The following is a 16,629-nucleotide window of genomic DNA, read 5'->3' as shown; positions in this document are numbered from 1 at the left end:
CCGCCCGAGCGCGGGCCCCTACTTGCCGCCGAACAGCGAGCGGCGCAGCCGGCGCAGCGGTGCGAAGAGCGAGACGCGGCGCACGCGCGCTCCCCTGCCACTGCGGTCGTGAGGCTGACGCGCGGTCAGTTCACGCATCAGAGAGGTCGCCTCGACCGTCTCCCGCTGCGGGACGGCAGGGCCACCCAGCACCGAGAGGTGGCGGTCGAGGCGCGAACTGGTCGCGCTGCTCCCGCAGGTGATCGCAGGGACCCTGGCCCTGCTGCGCACTGTTATCTGTTCCATGTCACTCCCCACCCGTACGAGTCCACCCGGCCCGGGCAGGTTAACCCTATCGCCCCGGCCGGGCACTCGTGTATCGCGGTCACAGGATTCACCTTCCCCATAAGGGGGTTGACGATGTATCCCCGATTACTCTCCGAATCCAACAGATTTCAGGGCGAGTTGGACGATGGGCTGGGTGGTGGGCTGCGGCGATCCCCCGGACGGCTCGACGGTTACGGCCAGTGACGTCGCGGAGGTGCCCAGATCGGTCGCGACCAGGGGCGTGTCGCCCTCGAAGAGGCCCAGGGAGCGTGGTTGCGCGCCCGGGCGCATGAGCCACAACTGGTGTACTCGGCCGCCCGGCGGTGCACCGTATCCGCCGAGGGTGACCACCGCGCTCCCCTCCGAGGCGGAAGCGATCACTCCGATGGTTCGGCCCCGCCCGTCCCGGCCGCTGCTCGCACGCGCGTCCGGAGCCGCCAGAACGTGGGCGATCTCACGTGACCGGTCCCGCTCGGCGGTCAGCTGATCCTGGGTCCGGTTCGCCTGTACCGCGAACAGCGAGGCGACGACGAGGGCCGCGGCGGCGGTGGCCGTGGCGAAGGGCACGAACAGCGGCATCCGGCGACGCTGCCGCGGCGGCGGCTGGGTACCCCACACGTGCGGCGGCAGCTGCGGCGCCCGCGCCCGTGCCGGCTCGCGTGCCGCGCTCTGCGGCGCCGGGTCCTGCGGAGTCGTCCGTACGGCGGCCATGACCCGGTCGCGCAGGGCGGCCGGGGCCGGTGCGGCCGCGGACCAGGCGAGCCGGACGGCGTCCTCGGACAGGGCGCGCACCTCGGCGGCGCAGCGGCCGCAGTCCCTCAGATGCCTCTCGAAGCGGACCCGCTCCGGGGGTTCCAAGGCGTCGAGCGCGTAGGGCGCGGCGAGCGAGTGCGGGTCCTCGCGGCGGAAGAGACTCATGCCACGCCTCCCAGGCACTCGCGCATCCGGGTCAGCCCGTCGCGCATCCGCGTCTTGACGGTGCCCAGCGGCAGGGAGAGCCGCTCGGCCACCTCACGGTAGGTGTAGCCCTCGTAGTAGGCGAGGGTGACGGACTGGCGCTGGAGTTCGGTGAGGCGGTCCAGGCAGACGCGTACCCACTCGCGTTCGAGTCCCGCCTCGACCTCCTCGGTGACCTGGTCGAAGGCCGGGTGGTGGGCGCGCCAGGCCTCCCGTTGCTCGCGCTCGCCGGCCGCGCGGGCGCTGCGCACCCGGTCGACGGCACGGCGATGGGCGAGGGTGAGGATCCACGACATCGCGCTGCCCCGCCCCGGGTCGAACTTCGCCGCCGAGCGCCACAGTTCGAGCAGCACCTCCTGAGCCACCTCCTCCGACTGGGCGGGGTCGCGCACCACACGCCGTACGAGCCCGAACACCGGGCCGGACACCAGCCCGTACAGGTCCTCGAAGGCCTTCTGGTCACCGCCCGCCACGAGCAGCAGCAGCTCGTCCGCCTCCACTCGGTCCCCCTCTCCCAGGCCACATGGAGCCTGTCCCCTCATACGAGGCATTCGCAACGCACACACCTCCGGATGGGGTTACGGATCAGCGCGCCGAAAACGCGGGTCGCCCGGCGATGAAACAACTTTCCCGACGCGCCGTAAGAACGTTTGAGATTCGACCAATCCGCTTCGCCGACCGCTCCGAATGGCGTGTGTCAGGCAAGTTGGCACTGAGGACGGACGGCATGACACCTTTCTCCAGGACCGGCGTGACCGGTGCGACCGGTGCGGGACGCAGGAGCATCGCGACCGCGATCTGTGGTGCGCTGGCCGCCGGTGGGCTCGCAGCCGCCGGTGTGACCGCGCTGGAACCCGAGGCGGCCTCCGCCTCCAGTCACCGCGAGGCCCCGCTGATCTCGGGGACCCCGCAGTACGACAACACCGACGTGTACGCGTTCGTCAGCCCGGACAAGCCGGACACGACGACCATCGTCGCGAACTGGATCCCGTTCGAGGAACCCGCCGGCGGGCCCAACTTCTTCACGTTCGCCGAGGACGCCCAGTACGACCTGCGCATCGACAGCAACGGTGACGCGCAGGAAGACCTGCTGTTCCGGTACACGTTCAAGACGCACACGAAGAACGACAAGACGTTCCTGTACAACACGGGCCCGGTCGAGAGCCTCGACGACCCCGACCTCAACATCACGCAGACGTACGACCTCGAACTGATCAAGCTGAAGAACCTCAAGGCGGTGTCGAAGACCAAGGTCGCCGACGACGTGCCGGTGGCTCCGTCGAACGTCGGCAAGGCGTCGATGCCGGACTACAACACCCTGCGCAAGCAGGCGATCCACAAGCTCGCCGGGGGCGCCCAGACCTTCGCCGGGCAGGCCGACGACCCGTTCTTCCTGGACCTCCGGGTCTTCGACCTGCTGTACGGCGGGAACCTCTCCGAGGTCGGCAACGACACGCTCAAGGGCTACAACGTCAACACGATCGCCCTCCAGGTCCCCAACAGCTTCATAGCCGAGTCGCACGAGCAGCCGGTCGTCGGCATCTGGTCGACGACGCAGCGCAAGAACGCCCAGGGGTACTTCGCGCAGGTCTCGCGCCTCGGCAACCCGCTGGTGAACGAGGTCGTCAACCCGCTGAAGGACAAGGACACGTTCAACGCGTCCGCGCCCCGGGACGACGCCCAGTTCCTGAAGAACGTCACCAACCCGGAGCTGCCCAAGCTCATCGAGGCGATCTACAAGATCCCGGCGCCGGACGAGCCGCGCAACGACCTGGTCGACGTGTTCCTCAAGGGCGTCAAGGACCTCAATCAGCCGCCGCACGTGACGCCGTCGGAGCAGCTGCGCCTGAACACGTCCATCAAGCCGGCCGCCAAGCCCAAGCGGCTCGGTGTCCTGGACGGCGACAACGCGGGCTTCCCGAACGGCCGTCGCCTCACCGACGACGTGATCGACGCCTCGCTCCAGGTCGTCGAGGGTGAGCTGCTGGGCGCGAAGAACGACCTGGGTGACGCGGTCGACAAGAACGACAAGGACTTCGAGAAGGCCTTCCCGTACGTCGCCCTGCCGACGGAGGGCTCGCGCGGGCCGCTCGCCAAGGGCGTGGACGGCGGCAACGACGTCCGCAGCCAGCTCGGCGACGCGCTCCAGCCGGCCGAGGCGCAGAGCTCGGACGACATGCGCCTGATCGCCGCGTCCGCCGGGGCCGGCGCGGGCGGCATCGTCCTGATCGGCGCGGCCCTCATGTGGTGGCGCCGCATGCGGAACCGGGCGTACTGACCCGCTCCGCTCCCACCGACCGGCGCGGCCCGTTTCCCGTCCCCCACGGCACGGGCCGCGCCTCTGTCCCACCCCCACCGCACCCGCACAGCCGACCGAGGAGAGGCCATGCCTCCGCGTACGACGGACAGCGCACCGGAGAAGCGCGACGACGACCACCCGCGCCCGGACCAGGAGACCGACAAACAGAGCTCGGCGGGGCGGGGTCCGGAGCGAGCCGGCCTGGACTCCGACGGTCCCGGGGCGGAAGCGGGGCCGGGCGGGGACGCGGCTGCCGAGGCGGGCGACGGCTCTCGCCCGGCCCCGGCCGGCGGGACAGGACGCGGGCACGGCACCCATGACCGTCTCCGCGCCGAGAGCGAAACCGGCGCCGAAGGCGAGCGTGACGGACACAGCAGCCCTCCCACTCCCTCCGGGAACGGGGGCGACACCGGCGTCGAGCCGCGCGTGGCCGCGATGCGGCGGGCCGCTGACGGGGGGCGGCGTTGGCGGGCCGTTCACCTGGCGGGATGTGCCGCGCTGTTGGCCGTCGCGCTGACGGGTGGGGCCATCGCCTTCGGGGGTGCGGGGGGCGGCCGTGCGGGGGCCGGTGCCGAGGCCGTGTCCGCGGCCGGGGCGCCGCCGGCCGGTGTGCTGGCCCGGGGCGATCTCGACTCGGGGATCGGGTCCCTGCAGAAGCATCTGCGCGCCCAGCCCAGGGACTTCGGCAGCTGGGCCACCCTCGGGACCGCCTACGTCGAACAGGCCCGGACGAACGGCGACCCCTCGCGCTACCCGCAGGCCGAGCGCGCGCTGAAGCGGTCCCTGGAGCTGGACCCCGGCAACGACCAGGCTCTCGCCGGCCGTGCCGCCCTCGCCGCCGCCCGGCACGACTTCACCGGCGCGCTGAAAGACGCCGACCGGGCCCTGAAGCCGAACCCCTACAACGAACGCGCCCTGTGCACGCGTATCGACGCCCTCGTCGAGCTCGGCCGGTACGAGGACGCCGCCGAGGCCGCCCGCACCGCCGACGACAGGCGGCCCGGCGTGCCCGTCTTCACGCGGTACGCGTACGTGATGGAGCTGCGCGGCGACGTCCGTACGGCGCGTGACGTCCTGGAGCGCGCCCTGGAGGCCGCCGACGCGCCCGGCGACATCGCGTACGTCGCCACCGCCCTCGGGCAGCTCGCCTGGAACCAGGGCGAGTACCGGACGGCCCTCGGCCACTACGCCCGCGCCCTCGCCGCGGACGAGGACTACCTCCCCGCCCTGGAGGGCCGCGCCCGCGCCCAGGCCGCGAACGGCGACCGGGCCGCCGCCGTCGAGGGACTGGAGCAGGTCGTCGCCCGCTTCCCGCTGCCCGGCCCGCTCGTCGCCCTGGGCGAGCTGTACGAGGACCGCGGCGCCGACGGCGACCGGGCGAAGGCCGGCGACCAGTACGCCCTCGTCGACGCCTGGACGTCCCTCGCCCGCGCGGGCGGTGTCAACGCCGACCTCGACTCGGCCATGGCCGCCGCCGACCACGGCGACAAGAAGGAGGCCCTGCGCGCCGCCCGCGCCGAGTGGAACCGCCGGCACAGCGTCCACACCGCCGACGCCCTCGCCTGGGCCCTGCACGTCAACGGCCGCGACGAGGAAGCCCTGCCGTACGCCCGCCGCGCCACCGCCACCGGCTACCGCAACGCCGGCTTCCTCTACCACCGGGGCGTCATCGAGCGCGCCACCGGGAACGACCGCGAGGCCCGCGACCACCTGAAGGCCGCACTCGACCTGAACCCCGGCTTCTCGCCGCTCGGCGCCCGTGAGGCCCGTACCGCGCTCAAGGACCTGGAGGGGGCCCGGTGACCCTGCGCCGCCTGTTCGCGTCCGGCGCCGCCGTCCTCACGGCCGCCTGCGCGCTCACCCTGCTGCCCGCCGGCGCGGCGAGCGCCCACCCGCTGGGCAACTTCACCGTCAACCGCTACGACGGTCTGGTCGCCGCCCCCGGGGAACTCCGCGTCCACCACGTCGAGGACCTCGCCGAGATCCCGGCGACCCAGGCGAAACCGGACATCGAACGGCTGGGCATCACCATGTGGGCCCGCGAGCGGTGCGCCACGGCCGCCGCGGACAGCAGGGTCACCGTCGAGGGCCGCGGCACCCCGCTCACCGCCGAGCGCAGCCACGCGCGCGTGCGGCCCGGGCAGGCGGGGCTCGAAACCCTCCGCGTGGAATGCGAGCTGACCGCTCCCCTGCCGTCGGACAAGGGGACCGTGTCGCTGGGCTTCCGTGGCGCGGGCGCCTCCTCCGGCCCGGGCTGGCGGGAGATCACGGCGCGCGGCGACCGTATGACGCTGACCGAGTCGGACGTGCCGGAGAAGTCGATATCGGCCGAACTGACCCGCTATCCCGAGGAGTTGCTCTCCTCCCCGGCCGACACCGCGGCCGCCGCCCTGCGCGTGCGCCCCGGCGGTGCGGCCCTGGCCGAGGAGGAGTCGGACGCCCCCGCCGCCTCCGTGCTGCCGCGCGGCGCCGACCGCTGGACGCGGGCCCTGGACGACCTGGTCGCCCGGCACGACCTCACCCCGGCCTTCGCCGCGCTGGCCCTGCTCATCGCCGTCGTCCTGGGCGCGATGCACGCGCTCGCCCCGGGCCACGGCAAGACCATCATGGCCGCGACAGCGGCGGCCAGGGGCGGCCAGGCCCGGATGAAGGACGTCCTGCCGATGGCCGCCTCGGTGACGGTCACCCACACGCTGGGCGTGGTCGCCCTGGGCCTCCTGGTCACGGCCGGTTCGGCGGCGGCCCCCTCGGTGATCGCCTGGCTCGGCGTCGCCAGCGGCCTCCTGGTGACCCTGGCGGGCGCGAGCCTGCTCCGCCGCGCCCTGCGCAACCGCGCGCACACCCACCACCACGGCCCTGGCGGCCACACCCACACACACGACGACGAGAGCCACAGCCACAGCCACGCGCACGATCACCATCGTCACGACCACGACCACGACCACGATCACCACGATCACGATCACGACCACCCGCACGACCACCACCGCCCTCACTCCCACCCCCACACGGTCGAGCACACCCACGGCGGGTTCACCCACTCCCACCCCGTCGCCCCCACCCTCCGCGGCACGATCCTCATGGGCTTCGCGGGCGGGCTCGTACCCAGCCCGTCCGCCGTGGTGGTGCTCGTCGGTGCCGCGGCCCTCGGGCAGGCCTGGTTCGGCCTGCTGCTGGTCGTCGCCTACGGCGTCGGGCTCGCTCTCACCCTGACGGCCGCCGGGTACGCCGTCGTCAAGGCGGGCAGCGGGATGACCCGGCTCCTGGACCGGCGCCCCCGCTGGACGGCGGGCCCCATGGCGGCCCTGGTGCGCCGCACCGCGCCGCTCGGCTCGGCCTTCGCCGTCGTCGTCCTCGGGGCCGGACTGGTGTTCAAGGGGGCGGCATCCGCACTGGGCTGAGTTACGTTCGTGAGGAAATCCGACGTCATGGGGAAAACAGACCTCATGGAGATTTCGCCCGGCTGCGAATGGGGGCGCCGTGTCCGAAGAACCGGGCCATGAGCGTGTGATCGCGGGCCGCTACCGGCTCCTGGCACCGCTCGGCGAGGGCGGTATGGGGACGGTGTGGCGCGCCCGCGACGAGGTGCTGCACCGTGAGATCGCCGTCAAGGAGGTGCGCGCCCCGGCGGGGCTCGCGGGCGACGACGTGCAGCGGATGTACGCCCGGCTGGAGCGGGAGGCGTGGGCGGCGGCCCGGGTCTCCAACCGGAACGTGGTCACGGTGTACGACGTGGCGACGGACGAGGGCCGGCCGTGGATCGTCATGGAGCTGGTCCGCGGGCTCTCCCTGGCGGAGGTCCTGGACGCCGAGGGCCCGATGCAGCCGCAGCGTGCCGCGCACATCGGCGCCGAGGTGCTCGCCGCGCTGCGGGCCGCGCACGAGGCCGGGGTGCTGCACCGGGATGTGAAACCGGCCAATGTGCTGATCGCGAACGACGGCCGGATCGTGCTCACCGACTTCGGTATCGCCATGGTCGAGGGCAGCTCAGCGCTGACCATGACCGGCGAGGTCATCGGCTCGCCGGAGTTCCTCGCCCCGGAGCGGGCGCTCGGCCGCACCCCGGGCCCGGAGTCCGACCTGTGGTCGCTCGGCGTGCTGCTGTACGCGGCGGTCGAGGGACACTCGCCGTTCCGTCACGACACCCCGCTGAGCACGCTGCGCGCGATCGTCGACGAGGAGCTGCCACCGCCGTACCGGGCCGGTCCGCTCGCCCCGGTCATCGAGGGGCTGCTGCGCAAGGATCCCGCGCAGCGGCTGCCGGCCGAGCAGGCCGAGCAGGACCTGAGGGTCATCGGCGCGGGCGGCTCGCCGCGCTCCGACACCGTACGGGCCGTCCCGTTCCCGCCGACGCTCGCGGGCCGTCCCGAGCCCTCGCCCACGCCCCCGATGCCCTTCCCGGGGCAGCCGGTGCCGTCCGGCTCGGGGACGACGACGGCCACCCGGCAGGACCGCGACCGCCGGGCCGGCCGGGTGCTGGTCGCGGGCGTGGTCGCGCTGGCGCTCGCGGTGGGCGGGCTGACGTACGCGCTGCTGAACCGCGGGGACGGTGACGGGAACGGCGGCCGGGGTGCCGGGGCGAGTACGCCCGCCGAGACCAAGGGCCCGCCGCAGAACACCGGGAGCGGGAAGTCGAGTCCTTCCCCGACGCCGAGCGAGAGCGAGAGCGAGGAGAGCAGTCCGCCGCCGCAGTCGGTGCGGGTCGGTCTGGACGGCACGCGCACGGACTACACGGGCCCGTGCCCGCCGCCGGGCGACCGGGCGCCGAGATTCACGGCGACGTTCACGGTGGGGCGGCTGCCGGCCGAGGTGAGCTACCGCTGGGTGACGCGGGACGGGTCGGTGCTCGACGGTGGCTGGAAGACGCTGTCGTTCCCGGAGAGCGGCGGCCGTACGCGGCAGGACGCGGTGACGGTGACGACCGAGGCGGAGAGCGGGACGTTCGAGAACGAGATCGGTGTCGAGGTGCGGGAGCCGGTGCGCACGACGTCCGAGTCGGTGCCGTTCTCCATCACCTGCGAGACGGAGACCCCGACGGGCGGGGCCTCCCCTTCTCCTTCGGACACGGACTCGGACACGGGTTCCGACACGGGATCGGGCACGGAGTCGGACACGGACTCCGGCTGAGCGGTCAGTCGTTGGCGTTGAGCACCGGCAGATAGCCGCCCGACTGGCCGGGCGCCTTCGGGTGGTACGACTCGCCGATGTTGAGCCAGTTGACGCTGTGCAGCCAGGAGTCGCCGGAGCAGATCTCGTGACCGGTGAAGGCGGCGCGTACGTCGCCGAAGGTGAAGCCGTGGTTCGCGGCGCGTTTGGCGATGGCGGTGTTGAGGTGGTCGGAGGCGTCGTTGATGGCCTTGCGCTTGGTCTCGGAGAGGCCGAGGCAGGTGGTGCCGAGCTTGTAGAAGCGGGGGTAGCCGAGGACGGCGACGTGGGCGTTGGGGGCCTTGGAGCGGATCGCCGAGTACACGCTGTCGAGCTTGCCGGGCAGCGTGGAGTCGACGTACGCGCGTGCGGTGTTGATGCGGGAGACGCAGGCGCTGTCGGACTGGGTCACACACGTCGTCATGACGTCGGCGAATCCGGCGTCGTTGCCGCCGACGCTGAGGGAGACGAGGGCGGTGGCGCTGTTCAGCGGGCCGAGCTGTCCGGACAGAACATCACCCGTTCGGGCGCCGGAGCAGGCCGTGAAGTCGAACGTCGAGGGTGAATGGGCGGCGGCCCAGAGGTAGGGGTAGGCCTTCGTGCTGCGCTTGCATTCGCCGCTGGAGCTGATGTAGCTGCCGGCGCCCACTCCGGAGGAGTAGGAGTCACCGAGCGCTGCATAGCCGCCAGTTGCGGCGAGTGAGGACGCCTGCGCCGTGGCGGCCCCGGTGAGGGCGGTGCCGACGGCGAGGAGGAGCGAGCTCACGAAGACGACAAGTCGGGAACGTCTCATGGAACCTCCCTTAGCAGGATCTCTGCCACAACCGTCGTAGCAGCTACGCGTGTTGACAGGAAGTGTTCATGCCAACCCTTTTCGGCCCTTTCCCGGACGCGCACGGCGCGTTCACCTCACGTCTTGTTACGCGCCGGGTGCTTCTTGTTACGTGCTCATGACAGATTTGTTGACTAGTGCTCAACTCTCTTGTTCTACGCCGGTAGTTGGTCGACGCTTTACTCCGGCCGAGAGCGGAACGCGACGCTCCCGGCCGTGTGCGCAAGCACGCGCACATCCCCCACATGACGCGCGCCACACCCAGGCGCGCGCCGCCTAGAGGAGGAATCCCTCGTAATGGCACAACTGCGTAGCAAGAGACTCGGGTTCGCAGCGATCACCCTGTCGGCGACCGCCGCCCTCGTGGGCGGGCTCACCGCCCTCCCCGCCCAGGCCGCTCCCGCCGAGGGCCGGGTGCTCGCCGCGGACTCCCCGGCCGCGATCAAGGACAGCTACATCGTCACGCTCAAGAAGAGCGCGGGCGTGAAGGCGTCCTCGGCCGCGGGCAAGGACCTCGTCGAGGAGTACGGCGGGTCCGTGCGCAAGACGTTCGGCAAGGCGCTGAACGGCTACTCCGCCACCCTGTCCGCCACCGAGGCCAGGCGCCTCGCCGCCGACCCGGCGGTGGCCTCGGTCGAGCAGAACCAGCGCGTCGGGCTCGCCGCCACCCAGAGCAACGCCCCCTGGGGTCTGGACCGCATCGACCAGACCTCGCTCCCGCTCTCCGGCACCTACACCTACCCGGACAGCGCGGGCAGCGGCGTGACGGTCTATGTGATCGACACCGGTGTGCGCATCACCCACCAGCAGATCAGCGGCCGCGCCGCACACGGGTACGACGCCGTCGACGGCGACAACAACGCCTCCGACGGCAACGGCCACGGCACCCACGTGGCCACCACGATCGCGGGCTCGACCTACGGCGTGGCCAAGAAGGCGAAGATCGTGGGTGTGCGGGTGCTGAACAACAGCGGCTCCGGCACCACCGCGGGCGTGATCGCGGGCATCGACTGGGTGACGCAGAACCACTCCGGCCCCTCGGTGGCCAACATGTCGCTCGGCGGCGGTGCCTCCGCCGCGCTGGACACGGCGGTCCGCAACTCCATAGCCAGCGGCGTCACGTACGCCGTCGCCGCGGGCAACAGCAGCACCACCGCCTCCTCGTCCTCCCCGGCCCGCGTCGCCGAGGCGATCACGGTCGGCGCCACCACCAGCACCGACGCCAAGGCGAGCTACTCGAACTACGGCTCGGTCCTGGACATCTTCGCGCCCGGCTCCTCCATCACGGCCGGCTGGCACACCAGCGACACCGCGACCAACACCATCTCCGGCACCTCGATGGCGACCCCGCACGTCGCGGGCGCGGCGGCGGTCTACCTGGCGGGCCACACCTCCTCCACCCCGGCCCAGGTCGCCTCGGCCCTGGTCGGCGGCGCCACCACCGGCAAGGTGACCAGCGCGGGTTCGGGCTCGCCGAACCGGCTGCTGAAGCTCGTGCCGTAACCGGCCCGGACGCCGGCACCTGAACAACCGTTCCCCTCAGGCGGGTCGAGCCTGAGGGGAACGGTTGTTTCCGCCACCGGAACCTTTCAACTTGCGCCCCGTAAAACGCATCCCGTAACGACCAAACCAACAAAAACGTGAGGGGCCGTTCCAGGTCTTGCCATACGGGTTCAATCGTCAATACCGTCATACATCTCACCCGCATCGGTCCGTCAGTACGCGGCTCTAGGGGAGGGCTCAAGGACCGCGACGTACCGGCGCGGGGCGCGGTAGGGGGGTGCCGTGCTCGGTGACCGCAACTGTCTCCGGGCCGTGCCGCGCGGTCGGCTGCCGTTTTCCGCTGTCGGCCAGCTTTGCCAGCTCACCCGGCGTGCCCGAAGCTCCATCTCGGCGTGCCACGGGTGAGAACCCCCCTTTCGAACCGGACTGGATCCGGACTGCCCTGGGGGGGCGGTCCACCGGACGAGAGGGACCAGACTCATGAGCTCAGTTCTGCAGCCGGCCGCGGCGGAGCAGCATCCGCCGACCGCCGGGAAGTACCGGCCCGTCTCCTCTCACCTGGCCATAGCGCCGCCGGTGAGCGTGGTCATCCCGGCCATGAACGAGGCGGAGAACCTTCCGTACGTCTTCAAGACCCTGCCCGACTGGATCCATGAAGTGGTCCTGGTCGACGGCAACTCCACCGACGACACCGTCCGGGTGGCCCGCGAGCTGTGGCCCGACGTCAAGGTCGTCGAGCAGCGCGGCAAGGGCAAGGGCGACGCCCTGATCACCGGGTTCCAGGCGTGCACCGGCGACATCATCGTGATGGTCGACGCGGACGGCTCGGCGGACGGCAACGAGATCGTGTCGTACGTCTCGGCCCTGGTCTCCGGCGCGGACTTCGCCAAGGGCTCCCGCTTCGCCAACGGCGGCGGCACGGACGACATGACCTTCATCCGCAAGCTCGGCAACTGGGCGCTGTGCACGGTCGTCAACCGCAAGTTCGGCGCCCGCTACACCGACCTGTGCTACGGCTACAACGCGTTCTGGCGGCACTGCCTCGACAAGATCGACCTGGACTGCACCGGCTTCGAGGTCGAGACCCTGATGAACATCCGGGTCGTCAAGGCCGGGCTCAAGGTGCAGGAGATCCCGAGCCACGAGTACCTGCGCATCCACGGCACCAGCAATCTGCGGGCCGTGCGCGACGGGCTGCGCGTGCTCAGGGTGATCCTGCAGGAGCGCTCCAACCGCCGGGCGCTGCGCCGCCGTTCGCCCCAGTCGCCGATGCTCGACCCGGTCCGGGGAGAGGTGTCTTGAGCGGTCCCGGCATCTCCGTCGTGATCTGCGCGTACACCGAGGACCGCTGGGAGGACATCCTCGCGGCGGTCTCCTCGGTGCGGGCGCAGTCCCGGCCCGCCCTGGAGACACTGCTGGTCGTCGACCACAACCAGGCCCTGCTGGACCGTCTCGGCAAGGAGTACAAGGAAGTCGACGACGTGCGGGTGCTCGCCAACGCGGGCCCCCGCGGCCTGTCCGCCGGCCGCAACACCGGGATCGCGGCCGCGCGCGGCGAGATCGTCGCCTTCCTCGACGACGACGCCGTGGCCGAGCGCGACTGGCTCCTGCACTTCGCCGAGGCGTACGCCGACCCGCGTGTGCTGGCGGTCGGCGGGCGTACGGAGCCGGTGTGGGCGTCGGGGCGGCGGCCGGCCTGGTTCCCCGAGGAGTTCGACTGGGTGGTGGGCTGCACCTACCGCGGCCTGCCGCGCGGCCGGGTCCGGGTGCGCAACGTGCTGGGCGGCAACGCCTCGTTCCGCCGCAGCGCCTTCGACGCGGCGGGGGGCTTCGCCACCGGTATCGGCCGGGACGGCGACAAACGCCCGCTGGGCTGCGAGGAGACGGAACTGTGCATCCGCCTCAGCCGGGCCCGGCCCGACGCGGTCCTGCTGATCGACGACCGGGCGGTGATCCACCACCGGGTGCCCGCGGCCCGTGAGCACTTCCGCTACTTCCGGACGCGCACGTACGCCGAGGGCCTGTCCAAGGCCCTGGTGGCCCGCAGCGTCGGCGCCGACAAGGGACTGGAGTCCGAACGCCGGTACGCCACCCGGGTCCTGCCGGCCGGGGTGGCCCGGGGGCTGCGGGACGCCCTGCTGGCCCGGCCGGGCGGTGCCGGGCGGGCGGGGGCCATCGTCGCCGGGGTGCTGACGGCGGCGGGCGGATACGTGGTGGGCAGCGTGCGGGCCCGCCGGGGCGGGACCACGTTCTCGGTGCCCGAAGTGGAGGTGGCGGTCCGTGAGTGACGTCCGCGTACCGATCCTCATGTACCACGCGGTCGCGACCGACCCGAACGACGCGACCCGCGCCCTGTCCGTGACCCCCGAGGCGTTCGCCGAGCAGATGGCGGTGCTCGCCGGGCGGGGTCTCAGCCCCGTCACCACCGCCGAGCTGGCGGCGTGCTGGCGCTCCGGCCGCGCGCTGCCCGAGCGGCCGGTCCTCATCACGTTCGACGACGGCTACGAGGGCGTGCACCGGCACGCCCTGCCCGCTCTCGCCAAGCACGGCTTCCCGGCCACCCTGTTCGTCTCGACCGGGTGGATCCAGGGGCCGTACGACACCGGCGGCGGCCTGGACACCATGCTGGACTGGGACCAGGTCCGCGAGCTCGCGGCGGCGGGCGTCGAGATCGGCGGGCACAGCCACAGCCACCCGCAGCTCGACCAGGTCTCCGACGCCACTCTGCGGTTCGAGCTGATCCACTGCAAGGAGATCGTCGCGGACCAACTGGGCGCCGTGCCGGTCTCGTTCGCCTATCCCTACGGCTACTCCAGCCGCCGGGTCCGGCAGGCGGTGCGCGAGACCGGGTACGCCCAGGCCCTCGCCGTCGGCAACGGCCTCGCGCGCCGTGCGCAGGGGCCGTACGCCCTGCGGCGCGTGACGGTGCGCCGCGACACGGGCACCGACGAGTTCGAGCGGCTGGTCGACGGCCGTGCGATCGCCCGTACGTTCGCCAGGGACCGTGCCCTCACCAAGGGGTACGCCGTGGTCCGCAGGACACGCCAGGCGCGCCGGCTGGTGTCCCGCCTCGGGGCCTGACCCGCACCTGGGAAAACGCCGCGTGCGCACCGGGAAACCGGGTGCACGCGGCGCCCTCGTGCCGGATCATGGCGGCATGTCTGGAAACCCGCACGAGGCGCTGCCGATCCGGCTCAACGTCGACGACTCCGACTCCCCGTCCGATGTCGTCGACGCGCTGTTCCTCGGCCGCTTCGCGACGGGCGAGCAGCCGTACTCCCACGCGGTGAACATCGACCGTGTACGGTCCGGGGCGACGCTGATGCCGCCCGGCGCCCGGGTCCTGCGTGCCGCCCGCGACGACGACCGCAGCGCGACCCTCGCCGAGGGCGACGGCTGGACCCTGCTGATCTCCCGCTGGAACCGGGGCGCCGACGTCACGGTGACGGCGACCAGCGCCGAGCTGGCGAAGAAGGTCCTCGACCAGGCGACGGACGGCGCGGCGGACGAACCCGAACCGCAGCCGGAGAACGTCACGATGGGCTTCTGGTACGTCTCCCCGCGCCGCGGCCCGCACCGCACCACGCGCCAGATCTCGGCGGGCACCTGGGACGAGGTCCGGCCCAACTACACGGCGCCGGTGGCGGACGCCATGGACCGCCTGATGAAGACGACCCCCGAGGACATCTCGGGCCGGCTCCTCCTCCTGCACGGCCCGCCGGGCACCGGCAAGACGTCCGCGCTGCGCACCCTGGCGCGTTCCTGGCGGGACTGGTGCCAGGTGGACTGCGTCCTGGACCCCGAGCGGCTGTTCAGTGACGTCGGCTATCTGATGGACATCGCGATCGGCGAGGAGGACGCGGCGGGCAAGGGCCGCTGGCGGCTGCTGCTCCTTGAGGACTGCGACGAGCTGATCCGTGGCGAGGCCAAGCACACGGCGGGCCAGGCGCTGTCGCGGCTGCTGAACCTGACGGACGGGCTGCTCGGCCAGGGCCGCAACGTCCTGGTCGGGGTCACGACCAACGAGGACCTGGAGCGCCTGCACCCCGCCGTCGTCCGGCCCGGCCGCTGCCTCGCCCGGATCGAGGTGGGTCCGCTGACCCGCCGGGAGGCGGTGACCTGGCTCGGCACCGAGGAAGGCGTCGGCCGTGAGGGCGCCACACTGGCCGAGCTGTACGCGCTGCGCCGGGGCACGTCCCCGACGGCTCTGCCGGAGCCGCGTGAGGGCGCGGACGCGGGGCTGTACCTGTAGCCCGTTTCGCACACAACCGCCTCTCACCTCCCTGTTACCAAGGCGTGCCACGGTGTGCGGAGCGGCGGCACCGCGCTCCGCCGGAACGAGGAGGGCTCTGATGGCACACACGGCACCCACCGTGTTCAGCGAACCCGCCCACCGCCTCGCGCGGTGGGTCCTGCCCGTCGTTCTCGGGCTCGTCTACGGCAACTGGGTGGCGGTCAACCGGCGTCACGGTGGTCCGATCACCGGACCGGATCTGGCGTGGGGTGTGTGGAGCGCGCTCGCCTTCATGGCCGTCTGCATCGCCGTGGTCCAGGTGACCCGGCGCCTCAGACGCGACCTGCACGCCCTGCACGCCCTGTTCCGGGCCGCCTTCGCCGGCGCCGCGCTGGGCTTCCTCTACAGCCAGACCGGCGACGACGTCCGTCCTGTGGTCATCACGACGCTGCTGGTCACGGCAGCCGTCTTCCTGTTGCTGTTCTACCGCTTCCACACACGCGCCGACGCGTAGGGACTCCGGAGGAACAAGGTCGCCACTGCCACCCCTCCCGGGGCGTGGTGCTTTGATAGGGATATGACCCTGTTCGTCGGCACGTCCGGGTGGCAGTACAAGGACTGGCGGGACGTCCTGTACCCGTCCGGGCTGCCGATGCGGCTCTGGCTGGAGGAGTACGCGGGGCACTTCGCCACCGTCGAGATCAACAACGCCTTCTACCGGCTGCCGGCCCGGGAGACGTTCGAGGACTGGCGCGGCCGCGTGCCCGCGGACTTCGTCGTCGCGGTCAAGGCGAGCCGCTATCTGACCCACATCAAACGGCTCAAGGACCCCGAGGAGCCGGTCGACCGCCTGATGAGCCACGCGGCGGGCCTCGGTGACCGGCTCGGCCCGGTGCTGCTCCAGCTCCCGCCCAACCTGCGCGCCGACCCGGGCCTCCTGGACGCCTGCCTCGCCTGCTTCCCCGCCTCGACCCGGGTCGCGGTCGAGCCCCGCCACGACTCGTGGTGGACGCCGGAGGTCCGCGGGGTCCTGGAGTCCCGGCGCGCGGCCCTGTGCTGGGCCGACGTCCTGGCCCGCCCCGCGACGCCGCTGTGGCGCACCACCGACTGGGGCTACGTCCGCTTCCACCAGGGCCGGGCCCGGCCCTGGCCGCACTACGGCCGCCGCTCGCTGGCCACCTGGCTCGACCGCATCGCCACGACCTGGTCCGGCGGCGAGGACGTCTACGCGTACTTCAACAACGACCCCGGGGGCGCGGCGGTCGAGGACGCGATGACGTTCGCGCGGCTGGGGAGGCCGGCGGGCCTGGAGATCACCCGGACACCCGACCGTCCGGCGCGGGCCGGCTGAGC

General features: G+C 72.3%; 15 protein-coding genes. 11 read left to right on the top strand and 4 right to left on the bottom strand.

The window, feature by feature from the left end; translation table 11 throughout:
- Positions 1 to 18: 18 nt before the first annotated feature.
- The 3 genes from ACH4G3_RS32370 to ACH4G3_RS32360 form a co-directional block, all read right to left on the bottom strand.
- Entirely contained in the window at positions 19 to 285 is a 267-nt protein-coding gene (locus ACH4G3_RS32370; RefSeq protein ID WP_037671693.1) for a hypothetical protein, read from the bottom strand.
- Between the two features lie 126 nt (positions 286 to 411).
- Positions 412 to 1,224, bottom strand: coding sequence for an anti-sigma factor (locus ACH4G3_RS32365; protein WP_397627846.1), 813 nt, complete (start codon positions 1,222 to 1,224; stop codon positions 412 to 414).
- Entirely contained in the window at positions 1,221 to 1,763 is a 543-nt protein-coding gene (locus ACH4G3_RS32360; RefSeq protein WP_010046179.1) for a sigma-70 family RNA polymerase sigma factor, read from the bottom strand. Before ACH4G3_RS32360 ends, ACH4G3_RS32365 begins: the two co-directional genes overlap by 4 nt.
- A 227-nt stretch (positions 1,764 to 1,990) precedes the next feature.
- Here ACH4G3_RS32360 and ACH4G3_RS32355 point away from each other — a divergent pair, with 227 nt between their 5' ends.
- From ACH4G3_RS32355 to ACH4G3_RS32340, 4 genes are all read left to right on the top strand, one after another.
- The gene (locus ACH4G3_RS32355) at positions 1,991 to 3,541 is read left to right on the top strand and encodes a DUF4331 domain-containing protein (protein ID WP_397627845.1); all 1,551 of its coding nucleotides are present in this window, start codon (positions 1,991 to 1,993) and stop codon (positions 3,539 to 3,541) included.
- Between the two features lie 108 nt (positions 3,542 to 3,649).
- The gene (locus ACH4G3_RS32350; RefSeq protein WP_397627844.1) at positions 3,650 to 5,365 is read left to right on the top strand and encodes a tetratricopeptide repeat protein; all 1,716 of its coding nucleotides are present in this window, start codon (positions 3,650 to 3,652) and stop codon (positions 5,363 to 5,365) included.
- The gene (locus ACH4G3_RS32345) at positions 5,362 to 6,963 is read left to right on the top strand and encodes a HoxN/HupN/NixA family nickel/cobalt transporter (RefSeq protein WP_397627843.1); all 1,602 of its coding nucleotides are present in this window, start codon (positions 5,362 to 5,364) and stop codon (positions 6,961 to 6,963) included. Before ACH4G3_RS32350 ends, ACH4G3_RS32345 begins: the two co-directional genes overlap by 4 nt.
- Before the next feature lie 79 nt (positions 6,964 to 7,042).
- The gene (locus ACH4G3_RS32340; RefSeq protein WP_397627842.1) at positions 7,043 to 8,689 is read left to right on the top strand and encodes a serine/threonine-protein kinase; all 1,647 of its coding nucleotides are present in this window, start codon (positions 7,043 to 7,045) and stop codon (positions 8,687 to 8,689) included.
- Positions 8,690 to 8,693: 4 nt separating this feature from the next.
- Here the strand turns inward: ACH4G3_RS32340 and ACH4G3_RS32335 are convergent, their stop codons facing one another.
- Positions 8,694 to 9,500, bottom strand: a complete 807-nt coding sequence (locus tag ACH4G3_RS32335) for an SGNH/GDSL hydrolase family protein (protein ID WP_397627841.1) — start codon at positions 9,498 to 9,500, stop codon at positions 8,694 to 8,696.
- A gap of 336 nt (positions 9,501 to 9,836) precedes the next feature.
- Between ACH4G3_RS32335 and ACH4G3_RS32330 the strand changes: the two genes are divergently transcribed.
- The 7 genes from ACH4G3_RS32330 to ACH4G3_RS32300 all read left to right on the top strand — a co-directional run bounded on the left by ACH4G3_RS32330 (position 9,837) and on the right by ACH4G3_RS32300 (position 16,627).
- Positions 9,837 to 11,042: a S8 family peptidase gene (locus tag ACH4G3_RS32330; RefSeq protein ID WP_397627840.1), complete on the top strand. Its 1,206-nt coding sequence runs from the start codon at positions 9,837 to 9,839 to the stop codon at positions 11,040 to 11,042.
- Positions 11,043 to 11,522: 480 nt separating this feature from the next.
- Positions 11,523 to 12,344, top strand: coding sequence for a glycosyltransferase family 2 protein (locus ACH4G3_RS32325; RefSeq protein ID WP_397627839.1), 822 nt, complete (start codon positions 11,523 to 11,525; stop codon positions 12,342 to 12,344).
- Entirely contained in the window at positions 12,341 to 13,330 is a 990-nt protein-coding gene (locus ACH4G3_RS32320) for a glycosyltransferase family 2 protein (protein WP_397627838.1), read from the top strand. Before ACH4G3_RS32325 ends, ACH4G3_RS32320 begins: the two co-directional genes overlap by 4 nt.
- The gene (locus ACH4G3_RS32315) at positions 13,323 to 14,123 is read left to right on the top strand and encodes a polysaccharide deacetylase family protein (RefSeq protein WP_397627837.1); all 801 of its coding nucleotides are present in this window, start codon (positions 13,323 to 13,325) and stop codon (positions 14,121 to 14,123) included. The genes ACH4G3_RS32320 and ACH4G3_RS32315 overlap by 8 nt, the downstream gene beginning before the upstream one ends.
- Before the next feature lie 76 nt (positions 14,124 to 14,199).
- Positions 14,200 to 15,294: a DUF5925 domain-containing protein gene (locus ACH4G3_RS32310; RefSeq protein WP_397627836.1), complete on the top strand. Its 1,095-nt coding sequence runs from the start codon at positions 14,200 to 14,202 to the stop codon at positions 15,292 to 15,294.
- A 100-nt stretch (positions 15,295 to 15,394) separates the two neighbouring features.
- The gene (locus ACH4G3_RS32305; protein ID WP_397627835.1) at positions 15,395 to 15,790 is read left to right on the top strand and encodes a hypothetical protein; all 396 of its coding nucleotides are present in this window, start codon (positions 15,395 to 15,397) and stop codon (positions 15,788 to 15,790) included.
- A gap of 63 nt (positions 15,791 to 15,853) precedes the next feature.
- Positions 15,854 to 16,627: a DUF72 domain-containing protein gene (locus ACH4G3_RS32300; RefSeq protein ID WP_397627834.1), complete on the top strand. Its 774-nt coding sequence runs from the start codon at positions 15,854 to 15,856 to the stop codon at positions 16,625 to 16,627.
- Positions 16,628 to 16,629 lie beyond the last annotated feature (2 nt).

The organism is Streptomyces afghaniensis, assembly GCF_044327915.1.
In the GTDB taxonomy this organism is placed as follows: domain Bacteria; phylum Actinomycetota; class Actinomycetes; order Streptomycetales; family Streptomycetaceae; genus Streptomyces; species Streptomyces afghaniensis.
This window is presented reverse-complemented; position numbering and strand designations above follow the sequence as displayed.

Excerpts from the sequence above, each read along its gene's own strand:
- ACH4G3_RS32365 (WP_397627846.1), bottom strand. The coding sequence starts at position 1,224 with ATGAGTCTCTTCCGCCGCGAGGACCCGCACTCGCTCGCCGCGCCCTAC.
- ACH4G3_RS32310 (WP_397627836.1), top strand. The coding sequence starts at position 14,200 with ATGTCTGGAAACCCGCACGAGGCGCTGCCGATCCGGCTCAACGTCGAC.
- ACH4G3_RS32300 (WP_397627834.1), top strand. The coding sequence starts at position 15,854 with ATGACCCTGTTCGTCGGCACGTCCGGGTGGCAGTACAAGGACTGGCGG.
- ACH4G3_RS32325 (WP_397627839.1), top strand. The coding sequence starts at position 11,523 with ATGAGCTCAGTTCTGCAGCCGGCCGCGGCGGAGCAGCATCCGCCGACC.
- ACH4G3_RS32335 (WP_397627841.1), bottom strand. The coding sequence starts at position 9,500 with ATGAGACGTTCCCGACTTGTCGTCTTCGTGAGCTCGCTCCTCCTCGCC.
- ACH4G3_RS32355 (WP_397627845.1), top strand. The coding sequence starts at position 1,991 with ATGACACCTTTCTCCAGGACCGGCGTGACCGGTGCGACCGGTGCGGGA.
- ACH4G3_RS32305 (WP_397627835.1), top strand. The coding sequence starts at position 15,395 with ATGGCACACACGGCACCCACCGTGTTCAGCGAACCCGCCCACCGCCTC.
- ACH4G3_RS32330 (WP_397627840.1), top strand. The coding sequence starts at position 9,837 with ATGGCACAACTGCGTAGCAAGAGACTCGGGTTCGCAGCGATCACCCTG.
- ACH4G3_RS32350 (WP_397627844.1), top strand. The coding sequence starts at position 3,650 with ATGCCTCCGCGTACGACGGACAGCGCACCGGAGAAGCGCGACGACGAC.
- ACH4G3_RS32370 (WP_037671693.1), bottom strand. The coding sequence starts at position 285 with ATGGAACAGATAACAGTGCGCAGCAGGGCCAGGGTCCCTGCGATCACC.